The organism is Streptomyces sp. WY228, assembly GCF_019287315.1.
GTDB lineage: Bacteria > Actinomycetota > Actinomycetes > Streptomycetales > Streptomycetaceae > Streptomyces > Streptomyces caviscabies.
The window spans coordinates 4,292,415-4,309,857 of sequence record NZ_CP079114.1 but is presented as its reverse complement, the minus strand read 5'-3'; the positions used below and the strand labels follow the sequence as shown (position 1 = coordinate 4,309,857).

Below are 17,443 nucleotides of genomic sequence, written 5' to 3'. Positions count from 1 at the left end.
CATGGCGCTGACCGGGAACCAGATGGACCTGTTCGAGGCTTCCATGCCCCGGCTGAAGGCCATCGCCTACCGTCTCCTCGGCTCCGCGAGCGATGCCGAGGACGCCGTGCAGGACACGTTCCTGCGCTGGCAGGCCGCCGACATCGACCGCATCCAGGTGCCCGAGGCGTGGCTGACGAAGGTGCTCACCAACCTCTGCCTCAACCAGCTGACCTCGGCGCGCGCCCGGCGCGAGACCTATGTCGGCCAGTGGCTGCCCGAGCCGCTGCTCGCCGGGGACCCGATGCTCGGCCCCGCCGACACCGTCGAACAGCGCGAATCGGTCTCGTACGCCGTTCTCGCCCTCATGGAGCGGCTGTCGCCCAACGAGCGGGCGGTGTACGTGCTGCGGGAGGCGTTCGCGTACCCGCACGGGAAGATCGCCGAGATCCTCGACACCACGGAGTCCGCGAGCCAGCAGCTGTTCCACCGCGCCAAGAAGCACATCGCCGAGGGCCGGGCCCGCACCGAGATCGACGAGGCCGCCGCCCGGCGGATCGTCGAGGAGTTCCTCACGGCCGCCACCAGCGGCCGCACCGAACCGCTCGTGGAACTGCTCACCGCGGACGCCGTCGCAATCGGCGACGGAGGCGGGAAGGTACCGGCCCGGGCAAAGGCGTTCGAGGGGGCCATGGCCGTCGCGAAGTTCATGCGGAGCCTGTTCACCCCCAACCAGGCCGCCCGCCGGCTCCTCGGCGGCACCGCGGAGATCCACGTCTCGTCCGCCAACGGGCTGCCCGCCCTGGTGGTCCTCGTCGACGGCCGGGTCATCGGGGTGGTCTGCCTGGAGTTCACCTCGGACGGCATCGCCGCGTTCCGCAGCCAGGTCAACCCCGACAAGCTCGAACGCGCGACACGGCAGTGGGCGGCCACGGACCACGGGACCCCTCTCCTCACCATCGACCAGCACATGTGACCCACATCACACACTCCACCTGTCAGCAATCGGCGGCCCGCCCGGTTCAAGGGGCGAAACCGCGCGAGACAGGAGTGCAGGGACATGCAGAACATGCGGCAGAACATCCAGCAGCACCGCGTCGTCGTCATCGGAGCCGGATACACCGGAGCGACCGCCGCCGGGCGCCTCGCCAGGCGGCTGCGCAGCGAGGACGTCTCCATCACCCTCGTCGACGCCGAACCGGACTTCGTCGAACGCGTCCGGATGCACCAGCTGGCGGCGGGCCAGGACCTCCGCCCGCGGCCCTACCGCGAGATGTTCGCCGGCACGGACGTCCGACTGCGCCTCGCGAAGGTCACCGGCGTCGACGTCGACCGCAGGACGGTGTCCGTCACCGCCCCGGAAGGAGCGGGCGAGCCGGAGGACCTGGCGTACGACACCCTCGTGTACGCCCTCGGCAGCGCGTGGAACACCCATGCCGTGCCGGGCGCCGCCGAGCACGCCCATGACATCGCCGGCCGCCCCGGAGCCCTGCGACTGCGCGAGCGCCTGGCCGCCCTCGGACCCGGCGAACCCGTGGTCGTCGTCGGCGGCGGCCTCACCGGCGTGGAGGCCGCGACGGAGATCGCCGAGACCCGCCCGGACCTCGACGTGGCCCTGATCGCCCGAGGCGCACTGGGCGACTGGCTCTCCCCCAAGGGCGCCCGGCACCTGCGGAAGGTCTTCACCGGCCTGAAGATCACCGCGCACGAACACACCACCGCCACCGCCGTGGAGGCCGACCGCGTCACCACCGCCGAGGGCGACATCCCGGCCGCGGTCACCATCTGGACGACGGGCTTCTCGGTCCACCCGATCGCCCGGGCCACGACCCTGAAAACCGGCGACACGGGCCAGATCGTGGTCGACGCCACCATGCGCTCGGTCTCCCACCCGGACGTGTACGCCATCGGCGACGCGGCCCTGGTCGCGGGCCCCGGCGACAAGCCGCTGCGCATGTCGTGCGCCTCGGGCGTCCCCACCGCCTGGCAGGCCGCCGACGCCATCGCGGCCCGCCTCACCGACGGCAAGCTCCCGACCATCTCGGCCCGTTACTTCAACCAATGCATCTCCCTCGGCCGCAAGGAGGGCCTGATCCAGTACGTCACCGCCGACGACCGGGCCGTCAGCGCCGCGCTCACCGGCCGTCTGGCCGCCTTCTACAAGGAACTGGTCTGCAAGGGCGCGGCCTGGGGCGTCGCGAACCCGACCCTGGGCCTGCCGACCCGCCGCCGCAGGACCACGAGCGAGCCGGCCCCGGCGAGCACTACAGTCACCGCCGCCGAAGCGGCTTGAGGTTCCGGTCCAGGATCCCCCTGAGGCGCTCCACGCCCTCAGGGCCCTGGGCACCCCGCTTCGGCAGCACCGCGACACCGGCGGAACGTTCACCGCCAAGCAGCACGAAGAGACGGGCGGTCTCCAGATACTCCCGGTGCACCGCCCACTCGACAGTGAAGGACACCCGCTCGCCGGTACTGACAGCGCCGCGCTCATCGGCCACCATGCGGCACTGCCCGTACGGCTCCACGATGCTGAACATCCGGCGGGCCTGGGTGCGCAGAGCCCGCAGGGTGCCCCAGGAAACGACGGCCGCGCAGACCACCAGGGCGACGACCAGCACCGGCGCCGACATACCGACGACCAGACCGAACCCGGCCAGAGCACCGACCGACACCACCGGCCCCGTCATCGCCTGCACCCGCCCCGCCCCTGTCCGCAACGCGCGCGCACGAAGCGCCTCTTCGAAGTCCGCGACGGTCGGCCGGTAGACGAACACCACATCCGCTCCCGTGCCGATGCCTGTGCCGCCTCCGATGTCCGTGCCCCTGTCGGAAACGAACCCTTCCCCACCCTTGCCATCCATGAGCGAGGAGCCTAACGAGGGCCGCATGGCGACCGGCTCGCCACCCTCACGAGGAATTCGCGAGAGGTCACGGGGCATCTCCCCCAGGGTCTCCGGCCGAGGAGAGCCGATGCCCCAACAGCTCTACACGTAGGGCCGGATGGCCACCATGACATCCATGTCGAAGGCGTTCGCCCCCGCGGTGGACGGCAGGCCCAGGGCTCGGTCGAGCACACGCCCCAGGGGGCCACAGCCACTGGTGCGCGGCGCGGAGAACTCCGCGTCCCGGGCGCCGAAGGCGAGGACCAGCGGGTCGCCGGATATCACCCGGGTGGGCACGGTGTCCTTGAGCACCAGGTGAACCGCGTCCTCATCGCCGCCCACCGAACATCCCGCCAACGGCCGGCCCACCAACCCGTGCGCCGAGCCCAGGGCGAACGTGATGTCGAACTCGCCGCGCCGGGTGTCGTCGGACAGGAAGTCCGCGTACCCGCCGTACTGCGGAGTCAGGGTCAGCGGGGCGCCTCCCACCCGGATCGGCGCGGCGGTCATCTCCCCGAAGACCTGGCGGAACTCACTGTCCACACGGCCTTCCGCAAAAGTGATCTTCATGGGCTCGGTGAGCGGCTCGTCGACGGCCCCCATGCGCAGATGCCCCGTGGCATGCATGACCTCGCAGCGCCAGGTCCCGGGGTCCGCCCCCGCGGGCAGCTCATCGGCGGCCGGGCAGGCGGAGAAGTCGAACTCGGGAAGCTCCACCGCCCGTTCGGCTCCGTGGGCCGGCACGGCACCCAGGACGAGTCCGGCAAGCAGGGCCCCCGCAGCACCACGTACGAAGCGGCGGACCGCGCGATTCAAGGTCACTCGATTCGGCGTCATGCCCTCAGTATTGCAGAGGTTTCTCTGCAGAGGAAGGTCTGCAGAGAATTCGCTGCCGCCTGGCTAGACTGCCGCCATGACGGAAGAGCGGAGAACGGAAGCCGTGGAGCGGCACACGGTCGAGAGCCCCGAGGTGCTCAAGGCCCTCTCGCACCCCCTGCGCCTGCGCATCCTGCGCCACCTCGGCACGGCAGGCCCGGCCACCTCGACCACGCTGGCCGCCGCCCTCGGCGAGAACACCGGGACGCTCAGCTACCACCTGCGCATGCTGGAGCGCAGCGGCCTCATCGAGGACATCCCCGAGCGCTCCACCGGGCGGGAGCGCTGGTGGCGCGGAGTACGCGGGCTCGACATCCGCAGACCGCCGCAAGGCGAACTGACGGAGGCCGAACGCGCCATGTCGGCCGAGCTGGACCGGATGAGGATGGAGGAGGACGTCGAGCTCGCCCGACAGTTCACCGCCGGACAAGCAGAGTCGGAAGGCTGGATGCGCGGCTCCCACAGCCTCGCCCACCTCACCAAGGCCGAGCTGAGCGCGTTCCACGACGACTACCTGACCCTGCTCGCGCGCTACGCCCGTGGCCCCGAGGACGCCCCCGCCGACGCACGCCCCGTACTCCTGCGCTGGTTCGGCCTCCCCGCCGACTGACCGTCAGCGCCGCTCGGCACCCGAGCCGCACGGACAACGCGAGAGGCCCCCGGGATTTCTCCTGGGGGCCTCTGGCCTGATGTGCACTCGGCAGGATTCGAACCTGCAACCTTCTGATCCGTAGTCAGATGCTCTATCCGTTAAGCTACGAGTGCTTGGCGTTCCGGGCTTTTTCTTCCCGGTCGGCGTTGCGAGAACAACATTACATGACCTGCGCCGTGACGCGAAATCCATTAGCCCCACCGGTGCTGAGCTGCGGAAACGGTGTCCTGTGGCCCGTCTCCGGTGAGCCTCCGAACCAGCCCCGGCGCGCCCTCCGCGCCCGGGCGTGTCCCGGAACGGCCGAAGCCCCGTGCCTGGGGCACGGGGCTTCGGGGTGGAGCGGAGGCGGAGGGATTTGAACCCTCGATGGGCTTTAAGACCCAAACCGCATTAGCAGTGCGGCGCCATAGACCGGACTAGGCGACGCCTCCTCCACACGCCTCGCGCGGACGCGAGTGGTGCGTGCAGATGATGACACAGTCGAGCGTCGTGTCACCAATCGCCGCCAACGTTACTAGGCCCTCGGGGGCCAGGGCAAAGCAGTTCGGCGTGGTGGCGCAACGTCCGGGCGTGGTGCGCGTTAGAGAGGGGTGGGGGCCCCGGGTCTCCGTCCGGCGGCGGCTCCGGCAGTCCTCGTCGCCGGTCGTCCGTCGTCGTTGCCCGTCAGTCGTCCGTCAGCCGTGGTGCCGGGGCGGGTCCGTGATCGTCCGTGACCGCCGCCCGTGGCCGACCGTGCTGCAGAGATCCTGGAGCTTCCGCATGCTGCGCCGTCTCGCTCTCACCGCCGTCGTCTCGCTCGCCGCGCTCGCCACCGCCGTACCGGCGTCCATCGCCACCGCCTCCGGGCCCGCGTCCTCCGGACCGGTGCCCTCCGCCGTGCCCACCACCGGACCGTTCGCCGCCGCCCGGCCCGCCCTCGGGCCGCTGCCCGTGCCCCTCCCGCTGCCCGGGTTCCTGGACGGCGGGGACAGCGGGAAGGGCAGCGGGGGCGGTGAGGCCGGTGACGTCCGTACGCGGCTCACCGTGAGCGTCGAGAACACCGGGGTCGCCGGGGCCGACGGCACCTTCGAGCTGGAGTGCGGGCCCACCGGGGGCAGCCACCCGCAGGGGCAGGCCGCCTGTGACCGGCTGGCGGAGGCCGGCGCCACCCGGTCCGGGCGGCAGGAACTGTTCCGGGAGACCCCCGAGGGCACGATGTGCACGATGATCCACGGCGGCGACGCCACCGCGCGCATCGTCGGCACCTGGGAGGGCCGGGCCGTGGACACCACCGCCAGCCGCCGCGACGGCTGCGAGATCGCCCGCTGGAACAGCCTCGTGCCGGTGCTCCCGGATGTTCGATAGTCCGCCGGTCAGGACGTAAAGGCGTTCGCTCCGGCGAAGGGGCGCGGGGCTTTCCGGTGGCCGGGGCGGAGCGTCGCGCCGCGCGTCCGCGCACGTCACAGGGTGCGCGGACGCTCACGCCGTGGGCTCGCGGCGTACACCGCACGCACAGAACCTTGGTGAGAGCTCCCCCTCATCCGCCGCCCCCGGAGCCTCCCCTGCCCTTAGACTCCTCCAGTGACAGTCTGCGGCCCGAGGGGCAAGATGGGGCCCGCTGTCGGCAAGGTGCGGTAATCAGGGAGGAAGCGTCGTCGTGAGCAGCAGGCCATCCCGAGGCACTGCTCGCCTCGCAGCCATACTCGATGCCCTTCCTGACGGGCTTCTGCTCGTCAATTGCAACGGCACGGTCGTGAACGCCAACGCCATCGCCCTCGAAATGTTCGAGACCCCGGGCACCGCGCTCGTCGGTCGCGGACTGCTCGATCTGCTGCCGGAGTTCGACTCCAAGCTGATCCCGGGTTCGATGCGCCGGCCCGAGGCTGCGGACGAGCAGGGCAGGACGAAGCCGACGCGGATGACCGCGCGGCGCACCGACGGTCACGAGTATCCGGTCGAGGTCACCAGCGCGAGCCTCGACAGCGGGCAGGCCGCGTACAACGACATCCACTCCAGCTACACCGGCGACGAGCTCCTCATGATCGTCGTACGGGATCTCTCCGGCACCGTCGACACCGAGGCGGAGCTGGCCCGTTCGCAGCGCCAGACCGAGATGATCCTGCGGGCCGCCTCCGAGGGCGTCGTCGGCACGGACACCGACGGGCGCGTCGTCCTCGTCAACCCCGCCGCCGCCCAGATCCTCGGCTTCCGGGCCAGCGATCTCGGCGGCCAGGAGCTGCACCCGCTGATCCTGCACTCGCGGGCGGAGGGCGAGCCGTTCCCGTACGAGGACTCGCCGCTCGCCGACACCCTGAAGTCGGGGCGCAAGCACCGGGTGCGCGGGCAGGTGCTGTGGTCCAAGAGCGGTGCGCAGGTCCCGGTGGATCTCACGACCGCGCCGGTACGGGACGGGGACCAGCTCGTCGGCGCGGTGATGACGTTCACCGACCGCCGCCCGTACGAGGAGCTGTCGGCGCAGCACAAGAACGTCGTCGCCGAGCTGACCACGAGCCACTCCGCCGAGGTCACCGCGCTCAAGGAGGCGCACGCGGCCGAGCTGGAGGCGCTCAAGGAGGCCCACGCCGCCGAGATCGCCGACCGGACCGAACGGTACGCCGCCGAGATCGAGGGCCAGGCCGAGCTGCTCGCCTCCCTGGGCGCCCAGCACGCCCAGCTCACCGCCGTCCTCGGCGGTTCGCTGCGCGGGCCGCTGGAGGAGCTGCGCGGCGAGCTGTCCACGCTCGCCGCCGACCCCGCCGGCCAGCTGTGGCCGGAGGCCAACCAGATCCTGCACCACCTCGCCGCCGGGTACGCCCGGATGACCACCCTCGTCGACAACGTCCTGGGCTACCAGCGCCTCGACACGGGCGTGGAGGGGCTGCACAAGGCCCCCGCCATGATCGAGGGAATCGTGACCGGCGGGATCGACGGGGCGGTCGAGCTGATCGGGCGGCGGCGAGCCCGCCGGCCCGGCCGCTGTTCCCGCCGCCTCCTCCGAGGACCGTCCGGCCGCCGAGCCGACCGGGCGGCGGCGAGCGCGCCGTGGACCGGCCGCGCCCGAGGAGCAGCAGGCCCCCGAACTGATCCCCGCCCAGCAGGGTGAGGGTTCCGGGCGGCGGCGCGGCCGTCCCAGCCCGGCCGAGGCGGCCCCTGCCCCGGTCCAGGGCGCGGTTCCGGTGGACGCCGGGACCGCCGCCGTACAGGAGCAGCCCCAGCAGCCGCAGCGGCAGGCACTGGCCCTGACCTCCGCCCCGTCCGCCGCGCCTTCCGCCGCGCCTTCCGAAGGGTCGGTCGTCACCGCGGCCGAGAACGCCCAGGGCGGCGGTCGTCCGCAGCTCGGGCCGACCGTGCCGCCCCAGGGCGTGCCGGTGGACCCGCAGCAGCCCGTTCCGCCCACCGGGCGGCGGGCCCGGCGCGACGGTGAGAACCTCGCCCTGCCCGCCCTCGCGTCCGGCAACGGAGCAAGCGGAGGAAACGGCGGCCACCCGGGGCCCGAGCCGGCCCCGCAGTCCAGCAATCAGCAGCCCGGCGGGCGGCGGGCCCGGCGTGCGCTGGCCGCCGCCCAGGAGCGCACCGCCGCCGACGCCGGTCCGCGGACCGCCTTCGCCCTGCCGCCGGCCGACGCCGACCGGACGCCCCTCGCTCCCGACGCCCCGGCGGGCCCCGGCCCCGGTGACGAGGCGAGCGGGCACCCCGCACCGCGCGGAGGCGGCGCGCCCCAGGCCGCGGTCCACGCCTCCGGCGCAGCCGCGCACCCCGTCGCCCACCAGGCCGGACGGAACCTCTCGCGTCCGGCAGGGCCGGCCGCCCCGAACCCGGCACCGCACGCGCCCGACCCGTACGGCAACGGCGGCAACGGCGGCCTCCCGCAGGCTCCGGGCCCCGCGCCGGACAACGCCTCCTGGGGCAACCCCCCGCACACCGGCCCCGCACACCCCGGCACCGCACACCCCGATACCGAGCACGCCGACACCGGGCACACCGCCCACACCACCGGCGTCGCGGCCGTCGCCGATCCGGCGCCGCACCCCGCCGACGCCCCCGACGCGCGGGCACGGCCGAGCCGCAGCCGACCCGCGCCGCCGGATGCGGACGATCCGGCGCCGCTCCGCGCCCCGAGGCGCGGCAGCCCTTCGATGCGGCCGGCAGCGTCCACGACGCAGGGCCCAGCCAGGGCGTGCCGTTCGCCCAGCACCTCGCGCACCAGCAGAACCAACCGCACCAGAGTCTCGGCGGCGCAGGACGGCGCCGTAAGCTCGCCGCCCCGCCGGAGGGCGACCGCACCCCGGCGCGGACCGCCGGCGGCCAGCAGGTCGCACCCCAGCAGGACCGCCCGGGCCCGGCCCAGCCGACGAGCCCCGCACCCGTGCCCGCACCGGCACCCGGCCCGCAGCAGCCACAGCCCCAGAACCAGGACCCGAGGCAGGACCTGGCCCAGGGCCACAACCCGGCGCACGAGGCCGGACGACCGGGTCAGCCGGGTCAGCCGGCGCAGGCCGGACCCGGCACCGCCTACGGCGAGGGGCAGCTGCTCGCGCCGCCCGTCTCGGAGGGGCGCGCGTACGCCATAGGGGCGCCCGACGAGGGCGCCGAGGGGCCCGAGCCGCTGGACGGGCCCGGCGGCGCGGTCGAGGTCGCCAACCGGCCGCACCCGCACCCGGTCGACGACGAGCTGCCGCCCGAGCCGCTGGACAACCCGCGCCGGCTGCTGGTCTGGCCCGCGCCCGACGTACCGACCCAGCAGGCGCTGAGCGACCGGGGCTACCGGCCGGTGATCGTGAACTCCCGCGAGGAGGTCGACGCCCAGATCGCCGCGTTCCCCGCCGCGCTCTTCGTCGACCCGCTGACCGGGCCCATCACCCGTACCGCGTTGCAGTCGCTGCGCCAGGCGGCCGTCGCGGCCGAGGTTCCGGTGCTGGTCACCGCGGGTCTCGGGCAGGCGACCCGGGAAGCGGCGTACGGAGCCGACCCGGCCGTCCTGCTCAAGGCGCTGGCCCCGCGCGACAGCGAACAGCATCCCTCGCGGGTGCTCCTGATCGAGGAGCACGAGGAGATCGCGGTGGCGCTGACGCAGACCCTGGAGCGGCGCGGCATGCAGGTCGCGCGCGCCGCGACGGACAGCGAGGCGGTCGATCTGGCGGGCCGGATGCGGCCGAACCTCGTGGTGATGGACCTGATGCAGGTACGCCGCCGACGCGCCGGGATCATCGACTGGCTGCGGGCCAACGGGCAGCTGAACCGCACCCCGCTGGTCGTCTACACCTCGGCCGGGATGGACCCTGCGGAGCTGCCGAGGCTCGGATCGGGCGAAACCGTTCTCTTCCTGGCAGAACGGTCGACCAGCGACGAGGTCCAGTCGCGGATCGTCGACCTGCTGGCGAAGATCGGCACCAACTAGCCACGCACGACAGGGCGGGGGCGGTACGGGATTCCCGTACCGCCCCCGCCCTGTTTCACGTGAAACGTGCGGTCCGGCGGACCGGCGGACCGGACGACCGGCGGACCGGCGGACCGGCGGACCGGAGCCTCAGAGCTGGGTGACGTCCAGCTCGCCCTCCGCGTACTGCTTCCGGATCACCTTCTTGTCGAACTTGCCGACGCTCGTCTTCGGCACGGCGGCGATCACCGACCAGCGCTCCGGCAGCTGCCACTTGGCGATGCCCGACTCGGCGAGGAACGCCTTCAGCGCCTCGTAGTCGACATCGGCGGCGTCCTCCTTGAGGACGACGGTCGCGAGCGGACGCTCGCCCCACTTCTCGTCCGGCACGGCGACGACGGCCGCCTCCGCGACGTCCGGGTGGGCCATCAGCGCGTTCTCCAGCTCCACGCTGGAGATCCACTCGCCGCCCGACTTGATGACGTCCTTGGCCCGGTCCGTGAGGGTCAGGTAGCCGTCGGTGCTGATCACGCCGACGTCGCCGGTCTTCAGCCAGCCGTCCTCGCTGAACTTGTCCTCGGGGCGCAGATGCTCGCCGTCGGCCCCGCCGTAGTAGGCGGCGGCGATCCAGGGGCCCCGGACCTCCAGCTCACCGGCCGACTCGCCGTCCCACGGAAGGTGCTCGCCGGCGGGGCCGACCAGCCGCGCCTCGACGCCGGCGGGGAAACGGCCCTGGGTGACCCGGTAGGGCCACTGCTCCTCGGCGCTCAGTCCGGCGGGCGGGTGCGCCATCGTGCCCAGCGGCGAGGTCTCCGTCATGCCCCAGGCGTGGCAGAGCCGGACGCCGAGCTTGTCGTACGCCTCCATCAGCGAGGGCGGACAGGCCGCGCCGCCGATGGTCACGTTGGCCATGGAGGTGAGGTCGCGCGGGTTGGCGGTGACCTCGGCGAGCAGGCCCTGCCAGATGGTGGGGACCGCTGCCGCGTGCGTCGGGCGCTCGCGCTCGATCATGTCGGCGAGCGGGGCGGGCTGCAGGAAGCGGTCCGGCATCAGCATGTTCACGCCGCTCATGAACGTGGCGTGCGGCAGACCCCAGGCGTTCACATGGAACTGGGGCACGACGACGAGGGTGGTGTCCTTGTCGGTCAGTCCCATCGACTCGGTCATGTTGACCTGCATCGAGTGCAGGTAGATCGAGCGGTGCGAGTAGACGACGCCCTTGGGGTCGCCGGTGGTGCCGGAGGTGTAGCACATGGCCGCGGCCTGGCGTTCGTCCAGCTCCGGCCAGTCGAACGTGGTGGGCCGGTCCGCGATCAGTTCCTCGTAGTCGTGCACGCGCGGCGCTACGCCGTCGAGCCCGGAGCGGTCCCCCGGCCCGGACACGACCACGTGCTCGATGCTCGGCAGGTGGGGCAGCAGCGGTACGAGGAGCGGCAGCAGCGAACCGTTGACGATCACCACCTTGTCGTCCGCGTGGTTGACGATCCAGGCGAGCTGCTCGGGCGGCAGCCTGAGGTTGAGGGTGTGGAGCACGGCCCCCATGGAAGGGATGGCGAGGTAGGCCTCGACGTGGGCGGAGTTGTTCCACATGAGCGTCGCGACCCGCTGGTCGCCGACGACGCCCAGCTCGTCGCGCAGCGCGTTGGCCAGCCGAGTGGCGCGCGCCCCGATCTCGGCGAAGGTGATGCGGTGCGGCTCGGGTTCGCCGGTCCAGGTCGTGACCTGCGACTTCCCATGGATCGTCATCCCGTGGTGCAGGATGCGGGTGACAGTCAGCGGTACGTCCTGCATGGTGCTCAGCACGGCGTCCTCCCGGGGGCGCTACGCGGCAGTAAGGTTCCGCTGATTCTGCGCACATACCACGCGGTATGTCACTACTCGCGGGAAAAATTCCTGCCCGGGGGAGGCCCGGGAGAGGCCCTGAGGCGGTACGGGAGCCCTGAGGAAGGCCCTGCGGGAGCCGCGTGCCGGCCGGCGTCACCGGACCGGCGTCAGCTCCGGGTCCTCGCGGAGCTTTCCGAGGGCACGGGAGACGGCGCTCTTGACCGTACCGATCGACACGCCGAGCACCTCGGCCGTCTGGGCCTCGCTCAGGTCCTCGTAGTACCGCAGGACGACCATCGCGCGCTGGCGGTCCGGGAGCTTGAGCACCGCGCGCCACATCGCGTCGTGCAGCGACTGCTGCTCGGCCGGGTCCGGCGCCGGGAAGGCCTCCCGCTCGGGCAGTTCCTCGCAGGCGAACTCGTCGACCTTGCGCTTGCGCCACTGCGAGGTGCGGGTGTTCAGCAGCGCCCGGCGCACATAGCCGTCCAGCGCCCGGTGGTCCTCGATCCGCTCCCACGCGACGTACGTCTTGGCGAGCGCGGTCTGCAGCAGGTCCTCCGCGTCGCACGGGTTCGCGGTGAGCGAGCGCGCGGTACGCAGCAGGACCGGTCCCCGGGCCCGTACGTACGAGGAGAACGACGCGTAGGGCGTGTGGGGGTGGCCGGCGGCGGTGGCAGAGGCCGCCCTGGAGGCGCCCGTGCAGACTGGCGTGGTCATGTACTCAACGCTAGGAGCGGGCGCCGCCGAGGGGATCGCCCCCAGGTCCCGAAGCGCCGTCCGCCTCAGGTTGTAGGGGGCGTACACCCTGCACCTCCTGAAGGTGGACGGGCCTCGGCCGGGCCGTCAGGGTCCGGCCCCGAGAGCCACCGGGGCCGGAGGCCGCCGTTCAGTCGTCCGCGCCGAGGACCAGGCCCGAGGTCGGAACGCCCGTACCGGCCGTGACCAGTGACCTCGCCGCCCCCGCCACCTGGTTCACCGAGGTGCCCCGGATCTGCCGGACCGCCTCCGCGATGCCGTTCATCCCATGGAGGTACGCCTCCCCCAGCTGACCCCCATGGGTGTTCAGCGGCAGGGCGTCCGCCGCGACGAAGTCGCCCGCCTCCCCCGGCCCGCAGAAACCGAACTCCTCCAGCTGCATCAGGACGAACGGGGTGAAATGGTCGTAGAGGATGCCCACATCGATGTCGGCCGGGGTCAGTCCGGAGCTGCGCCAGAGCTGCCGGGCGACCACGGCGGTCTCCGGCAGGCCCGTCAGCCCGTCCCGGTAGAAGCTCGTCATCTGCTCCTGCGACCGGCCCGCGCCCTGGGCCGCCGCGACGACCACGGCGGGCGGGCGGGGCAGGTCGCGGGCGCGCTCCACGCTGGTGACGACGAGCGCCTGACCGCCGTCCGTCTCCTGGCAGCAGTCCAGCAGCCGTAGCGGCTCCACGATCCAGCGGGAGGCGGCGTGGTCGGCGAGCGTGATCGGTTTCCCGTGGAAGTACGCCGCCGGGTTCCGTGCCGCGTGCCGCCGGTCGAGGACCGCCACCTGACCGAAGTCCTCCGGGCCGCGGCCGTACGCGTGCAGATACCGCTGGGCCGCCATCGCCACCCAGGAGGCCGGGGTGAGCAGCCCGTACGGCAGGTTCCAGCCGAGCGCCGCGCCCTCGGCGGTCGGCTCACGCCGCTGCACGCCGGATCCGAAGCGGCGGCCGGAGCGTTCGTTGAAGGCCCGGTAGCAGACGACGACGTCCGCGATCCCGCTAGCCACCGCGAGGGCGGCCTGCTGCACGGTGGCGCAGGCCGCGCCGCCGCCGTAGTGGATCCGGGAGAAGAACGACAGCTCGCAGATGCCGGCCGCCTGGGCGACGGTGATCTCCGGGCTGGTGTCCATGGTGAAGGTGACCAGCCCGTCGACGTCGGCGGGCGTGAGGCCCGCGTCGTCGAGCGCGGCGCGGACGGCCTCGACGGCCAGCTTGAGTTCGCTGCGGCCGGAGTCCTTGGAGAACTCGGTAGCCCCGATGCCGACGATCGCCGCCTTTCCGCCGAGCGTGTCGGCCCTGCGGATACTCATGGTGCGACCACCCCGTCCGGGCCGGGGAGGGTCACCGGGCCGGGGAGGGTGAGGGTCACCGTGCCGGTCACATGGCGTCCGATTCCGTTGTCTCCGGTGACCCGGACGACCGCCTGGACCGTCTCCTCGGTGACCACTTCCGTGATCCGCCCGGTCAACCGCAGCACGTCGCCCGGGTAGTTGGGCGCGCCGAGCCGGATCGCGACCTTGCGGAGGACGGCGGTGGGGCCGAAGTGGTCGGTGAGGTAGCGGCCGACGAGCCCGTTGGTGGTGAGGATGTTCATGAAGATGTCGGGGGAGCCCTTCTCCCGGGCCAGCTCCGCGTCGTGGTGCACGTCCTGGTAGTCGCGCGAGGCGATGGCCCCGGCGACGACGAGGGTCCGGGTCACCGGGATATCCAGGGGCGGCAGCTCGTCGCCGACGCGGTGGGTGCGCGGGTGCGTCATGACGCCTCCTCCCGGGGTCCGGCCGCCAGCAACAGGCCCAGCTCCTCCAGGACTTCGCCGCCGCAGCCGAGGTACGCGTCGAGCTGGCGGCCCCAGAGGAAGTGCCGGTGGACCGGGTGGTCGAGGTCGGCGCCGGTGCCGCCGTGCAGATGCTGGCCCGCGTGGACGACCCGCTTGCCCGCCTCCGAGGCCCACCAGGCAGCGGTCAACGCCTGTGCCTCGTACGCCTCTTGTGCGTCGTGCCGCCAGGCCGCCTCGTACGCGGTGACCCGGATCGCCTCGGTGTCCATATGGGCGTCGGCGGCGCGGAGCAGGACGCCCTGGTTGGTGGAGAGCGGACGCCCGAACTGCTCGCGGGTGACGGTGTGCTGGACCGCGCGCGCGAGCGAGCCGGCGCACACCCCGGCCTGAAGACCCGCGAACGCGGTACGGGCGGTGGCGAGGACCTCCGTGTACGCCCCCAGCCGCCCGTTCCCCAGCCGCTCCCCGCGTACGCCGTCGAGAACAAGCCGCCCCGCGGACCAGGGCGCGGTCGTCTCCACCGGCACCACGGTGACGCCCGGCTCGCCGGTCCGGACGATCCACGGACCGCGCTCCGCGTCCGCCACCAGCACCTGGGTGGCGTCGCGCAGCCAGGGCACCCAGGGCACCGCCCCGTACAGCGCCCCGTCCGCGAGGTGTACGCCGCCCCGCGCCGGGAAGGCGCCCGTCGCCACTTCCGTACCGTCGCGCAGGCCGGGCAGCAGGCGCTCGCGCTGCTCGGCCGTACCGTGCTCGGCGACGGCGAGCAGCCCGTACACACAGGTGGCCGCGAACGGGACCTGGGCGGTGGTGCGGCCCTGCTCCTCCAGGAGCAGCACGAGGCCGAGCAGCCCGGTCTCCTCGACCGCGCCGGGCAGTCCCGCCGCACACAGTTCCTTCCACAACTCCGCGTCCGTGCCCGAACCGGCCGCCGTCAGCCGCTCGTGCGTGGACAGATCGCCGAAGATCCGCGCGACCAGCCCCTGCGCCGCCGCCTGCTCCTCGCTCGGGGTGAAGTCCATCTCAGCCCCCTTCGCCCGCCCGGAAGACCGGCAGTTCCAGGTCGGGGTCCGTACGGAGGAACTCCAGCTGTACGGGCATGCCGACGCGGACCTTGTCGTACGGCACACCGATCACGTTGCTGACGATGCGGACGCCCTCGGCCAGCTCGACCAGCGCGACGGCGTACGGTCCGCCCTCGCCGTCCGGGGCGAAGGCGGGGAAGGGCGGGTGGTGCATCACGACATGGCTGAAAACCGTGCCGCCCCCGCCCGCCTCGACCGTGTCCCACTCCGTGCCACCGCAGGCGTTGCAGCCGGGCAGCCAGGGCAGTCGAAGGGTCGCGCAGTCGGTGCAGCGCTGGATGAGGAGCCGGTGCTCGGCGACCCCGTCCCAGAATCCGGCGTTGTCGCGGTTGATCACGGGCCGGGGCCGACGCGCTGCTTCGGGGCTCTTGTTCCGTTGCGCGGGGCGGTACTTGAGGATGCGGAAGCGGTGCGTCCCGGCCGGTTCTCCACCGGCGTGCACATCCGTGCGGGTGGTGACGAAGTAGCCGGTGCCGAGCTTGGTCGTCTTGCGCGGGGAGACGGACTCGATGACCGTGTCGAAGGTGATCCGGTCACCGGGCCGGAGCGGTCGCAGGTACTCCTGCTCGCAGTCGGTCGCGACGACGGAGGTGTAACCGGCGCCGTCGAGCAGCGCGAACATCTCGTCGTACGCGGCGGAGCGGTGGTCGGTATGGCCGGTCAGCCCGCCCATCGTCCACGCCTGGAGCATCGTCGGCGGGGCGACGGCGTCCGGGCCCCGGTAGGCGGCCGAGGTGTCGCCCATCGCCTCGCACCAGTGCCGGATCATCGGCTCGTTGACCGGGTCCTTGCCGCGCCCGGCGACGGCGGCGGCACGGCCTTCGTAGGCGCTGAGCCGCTCGAACAGCTCGTCGCTCTCGGCCCTGTCCGCCCCATCCGCCCCATCCGTTCTATCCGTTCTATCCGTCCTGTCTTCCACAGCGGCCTCCGGCCGTGGGATCTCGGCGCCCGCCCCGCTCATCGCCTGCCCCGGGTCATCCCGAGCCGGGCCGTCGCGACGATCTCGCGCTGCACCTCGCCGACACCGCCCCCGAAGGTGTTGATCTGCGCGGCGCGGTTCATCCGCTCCAGCTCGCCGTCCGGGCCGAAACAGCCGGGAGAACCGGCCCGGAGCAGGGCGGTCTCGCCGACGGCCTCCTGGCACATCCGGTAGACCTCGACGGCGCTCTCGGTGCCCGCGAACTTCACGCCGCTGGCCTCTCCGGGGGCCGGTGCGCCGGCGCCCACGGCGTCGACCAGCCGCCAGTTCAGCAGGCGCGTCGCCGCGAGCCGGGCGTACGCCTCCGCGAGCCGGGCGCGCACCCATGGCTCGTCGATCCGGCGGCGCCCGGTCAGGGGGTCGGGGGTACGGGTGTGGGCGAGGGCCTCCTCGTAGAAGTCCTCGGCCTGCATGCCGAGGGCGGCCAGGGCCACGCGTTCGTGGTTGAGCTGGCTGGTGATGAGCTTCCAGCCCGCGTTCTCGGTGCCGACGAGGTTGGCGGCGGGGACGCGTACGCCGTCGTAATAGGTGGCCGTCGTGGTCAGCCCGCCCACGGTCCCGATCGGCGTCCAGGAGAAGCCGGGGTCGTCGGTGGGCACCAGGATGATCGAGATGCCCCGGTGCTTGGGGGCCTCGGGGTCCGTACGGCAGGCGAGCCAGATCCAGTCCGCCTGCTGGGCGTTGCTGGTGAAGATCTTCTGGCCGTCGATGACCCAGTCGTCGCCGTCCCGCACGGCGCGGGTCCGCAACGACGCCAGGTCCGTACCGGCCTCGGGCTCGCTGTAGCCGATCGCGAAGACGAGGTCGCCGGCGAGGATGCGGGGCAGGAAGTACGCCTTCTGCTCCTCGGTCCCGTACGCCATCAGCGTCGGGCCGACGGTGTTGAGCGTGACCATGGAGACCGGGGCGCCGGCACGGTACGCCTCGTCGAAGAAGACGAACTGCTCGTCGGGGCCCCGCCCCCGGCCGCCGTACTCCTCGGGCCAGCCGAGACCGAGCAGCCCGTCGGCGCCGATACGGCGGAGCAGCCGCCGCTGTTCGCCCGGGTCGACGCGCTGTCCGGCGTACACCGCGTCGGACATCAACGCACCGAAGTAGGAACGGAGTTCGGCACGGAGGCGCCGTTGTCGTTCTGTCGGAGCGAGATGCACGGAGAGACCTCCAGAGCCGCGGATGCAGGTGCCGAGGTTTCTGACTGTCCGTCAGAAACAGGCGCCCTGTCAAGACGACGACAGCCCGCACGAGGACACCGAAGTGCCGTCGCGCGGGCTGCTGTCCAGTCCGCCGGAA

General features: G+C 72.7%; 15 protein-coding genes and 2 tRNA genes. 6 read left to right on the top strand and 11 right to left on the bottom strand.

Features of this window, described 5'->3' with window-relative positions:
• Position 1: 1 nt before the first annotated feature.
• A complete protein-coding gene (gene sigJ / locus KV381_RS18830; protein ID WP_030077417.1) occupies positions 2–955 on the top strand; it encodes an RNA polymerase sigma factor SigJ in 954 nt (317 codons plus the stop codon).
• A 93-nt stretch (positions 956–1,048) separates the two neighbouring features.
• On the top strand, positions 1,049–2,272 hold the full coding sequence (locus tag KV381_RS18825; RefSeq protein ID WP_103536369.1) for an NAD(P)/FAD-dependent oxidoreductase: 1,224 nt from the start codon (positions 1,049–1,051) through the stop codon (positions 2,270–2,272).
• Here the strand turns inward: KV381_RS18825 and KV381_RS18820 are convergent.
• On the bottom strand, positions 2,250–2,918 hold the full coding sequence (locus KV381_RS18820) for a hypothetical protein (RefSeq protein ID WP_103536364.1): 669 nt from the start codon (positions 2,916–2,918) through the stop codon (positions 2,250–2,252). The genes KV381_RS18825 and KV381_RS18820 overlap by 23 nt on opposite strands.
• Before the next feature lie 45 nt (positions 2,919–2,963).
• Positions 2,964–3,698, bottom strand: coding sequence for a hypothetical protein (locus KV381_RS18815; RefSeq protein ID WP_103536363.1), 735 nt, complete (start codon positions 3,696–3,698; stop codon positions 2,964–2,966).
• 76 nt (positions 3,699–3,774) lie between these two features.
• Here KV381_RS18815 and KV381_RS18810 point away from each other — a divergent pair, with 76 nt between their 5' ends.
• Positions 3,775–4,347 (top strand): transcriptional regulator, encoded by a 573-nt coding sequence (locus KV381_RS18810; protein WP_103536362.1) that lies wholly within the window; start codon positions 3,775–3,777, stop codon positions 4,345–4,347.
• 82 nt (positions 4,348–4,429) lie between these two features.
• On the opposite strand, the gene KV381_RS18805 is transcribed toward KV381_RS18810, so the two are convergent.
• Both KV381_RS18805 and KV381_RS18800 read right to left on the bottom strand, forming a co-directional pair.
• A tRNA-Arg gene (locus KV381_RS18805) sits at positions 4,430–4,502 on the bottom strand.
• Between the two features lie 227 nt (positions 4,503–4,729).
• Positions 4,730–4,820: transfer RNA gene (locus KV381_RS18800), tRNA-Ser, on the bottom strand.
• A gap of 328 nt (positions 4,821–5,148) precedes the next feature.
• Between KV381_RS18800 and KV381_RS18795 the strand changes: the two genes are divergently transcribed.
• From KV381_RS18795 to KV381_RS37090, 3 genes are all read left to right on the top strand, one after another.
• A complete protein-coding gene (locus tag KV381_RS18795) occupies positions 5,149–5,733 on the top strand; it encodes an SSI family serine proteinase inhibitor (RefSeq protein ID WP_030627022.1) in 585 nt (194 codons plus the stop codon).
• A gap of 292 nt (positions 5,734–6,025) precedes the next feature.
• Positions 6,026–7,471, top strand: coding sequence for a PAS domain-containing protein (locus tag KV381_RS37095; protein ID WP_256995095.1), 1,446 nt, complete (start codon positions 6,026–6,028; stop codon positions 7,469–7,471).
• Between the two features lie 1,074 nt (positions 7,472–8,545).
• Positions 8,546–9,766, top strand: a complete 1,221-nt coding sequence (locus tag KV381_RS37090; RefSeq protein ID WP_373461054.1) for a response regulator — start codon at positions 8,546–8,548, stop codon at positions 9,764–9,766.
• A 129-nt stretch (positions 9,767–9,895) separates the two neighbouring features.
• Here KV381_RS37090 and KV381_RS18785 read toward each other — a convergent pair whose 3' ends face one another.
• The 7 genes from KV381_RS18785 to KV381_RS18755 form a co-directional block, all read right to left on the bottom strand.
• On the bottom strand, positions 9,896–11,548 hold the full coding sequence (locus KV381_RS18785) for a long-chain fatty acid--CoA ligase (RefSeq protein ID WP_218785746.1): 1,653 nt from the start codon (positions 11,546–11,548) through the stop codon (positions 9,896–9,898).
• A gap of 174 nt (positions 11,549–11,722) precedes the next feature.
• Complete coding sequence (locus tag KV381_RS18780; protein WP_030077401.1) at positions 11,723–12,286, bottom strand: SigE family RNA polymerase sigma factor; 564 nt, start codon at positions 12,284–12,286, stop codon at positions 11,723–11,725.
• A 169-nt stretch (positions 12,287–12,455) separates the two neighbouring features.
• Entirely contained in the window at positions 12,456–13,622 is a 1,167-nt protein-coding gene (locus tag KV381_RS18775) for a lipid-transfer protein (protein WP_218785744.1), read from the bottom strand.
• The gene (locus KV381_RS18770) at positions 13,619–14,068 is read right to left on the bottom strand and encodes a MaoC/PaaZ C-terminal domain-containing protein (RefSeq protein ID WP_218785742.1); all 450 of its coding nucleotides are present in this window, start codon (positions 14,066–14,068) and stop codon (positions 13,619–13,621) included. Before KV381_RS18770 ends, KV381_RS18775 begins: the two co-directional genes overlap by 4 nt.
• The gene (locus tag KV381_RS18765) at positions 14,065–15,111 is read right to left on the bottom strand and encodes an acyl-CoA dehydrogenase family protein (RefSeq protein WP_218785740.1); all 1,047 of its coding nucleotides are present in this window, start codon (positions 15,109–15,111) and stop codon (positions 14,065–14,067) included. The genes KV381_RS18770 and KV381_RS18765 overlap by 4 nt, the downstream gene beginning before the upstream one ends.
• Before the next feature lies 1 nt (position 15,112).
• Positions 15,113–16,135: a bifunctional MaoC family dehydratase N-terminal/OB-fold nucleic acid binding domain-containing protein gene (locus KV381_RS18760; protein WP_373461053.1), complete on the bottom strand. Its 1,023-nt coding sequence runs from the start codon at positions 16,133–16,135 to the stop codon at positions 15,113–15,115.
• Positions 16,132–17,304, bottom strand: a complete 1,173-nt coding sequence (locus KV381_RS18755; RefSeq protein WP_218785739.1) for an acyl-CoA dehydrogenase family protein — start codon at positions 17,302–17,304, stop codon at positions 16,132–16,134. Before KV381_RS18755 ends, KV381_RS18760 begins: the two co-directional genes overlap by 4 nt.
• Positions 17,305–17,443 lie beyond the last annotated feature (139 nt).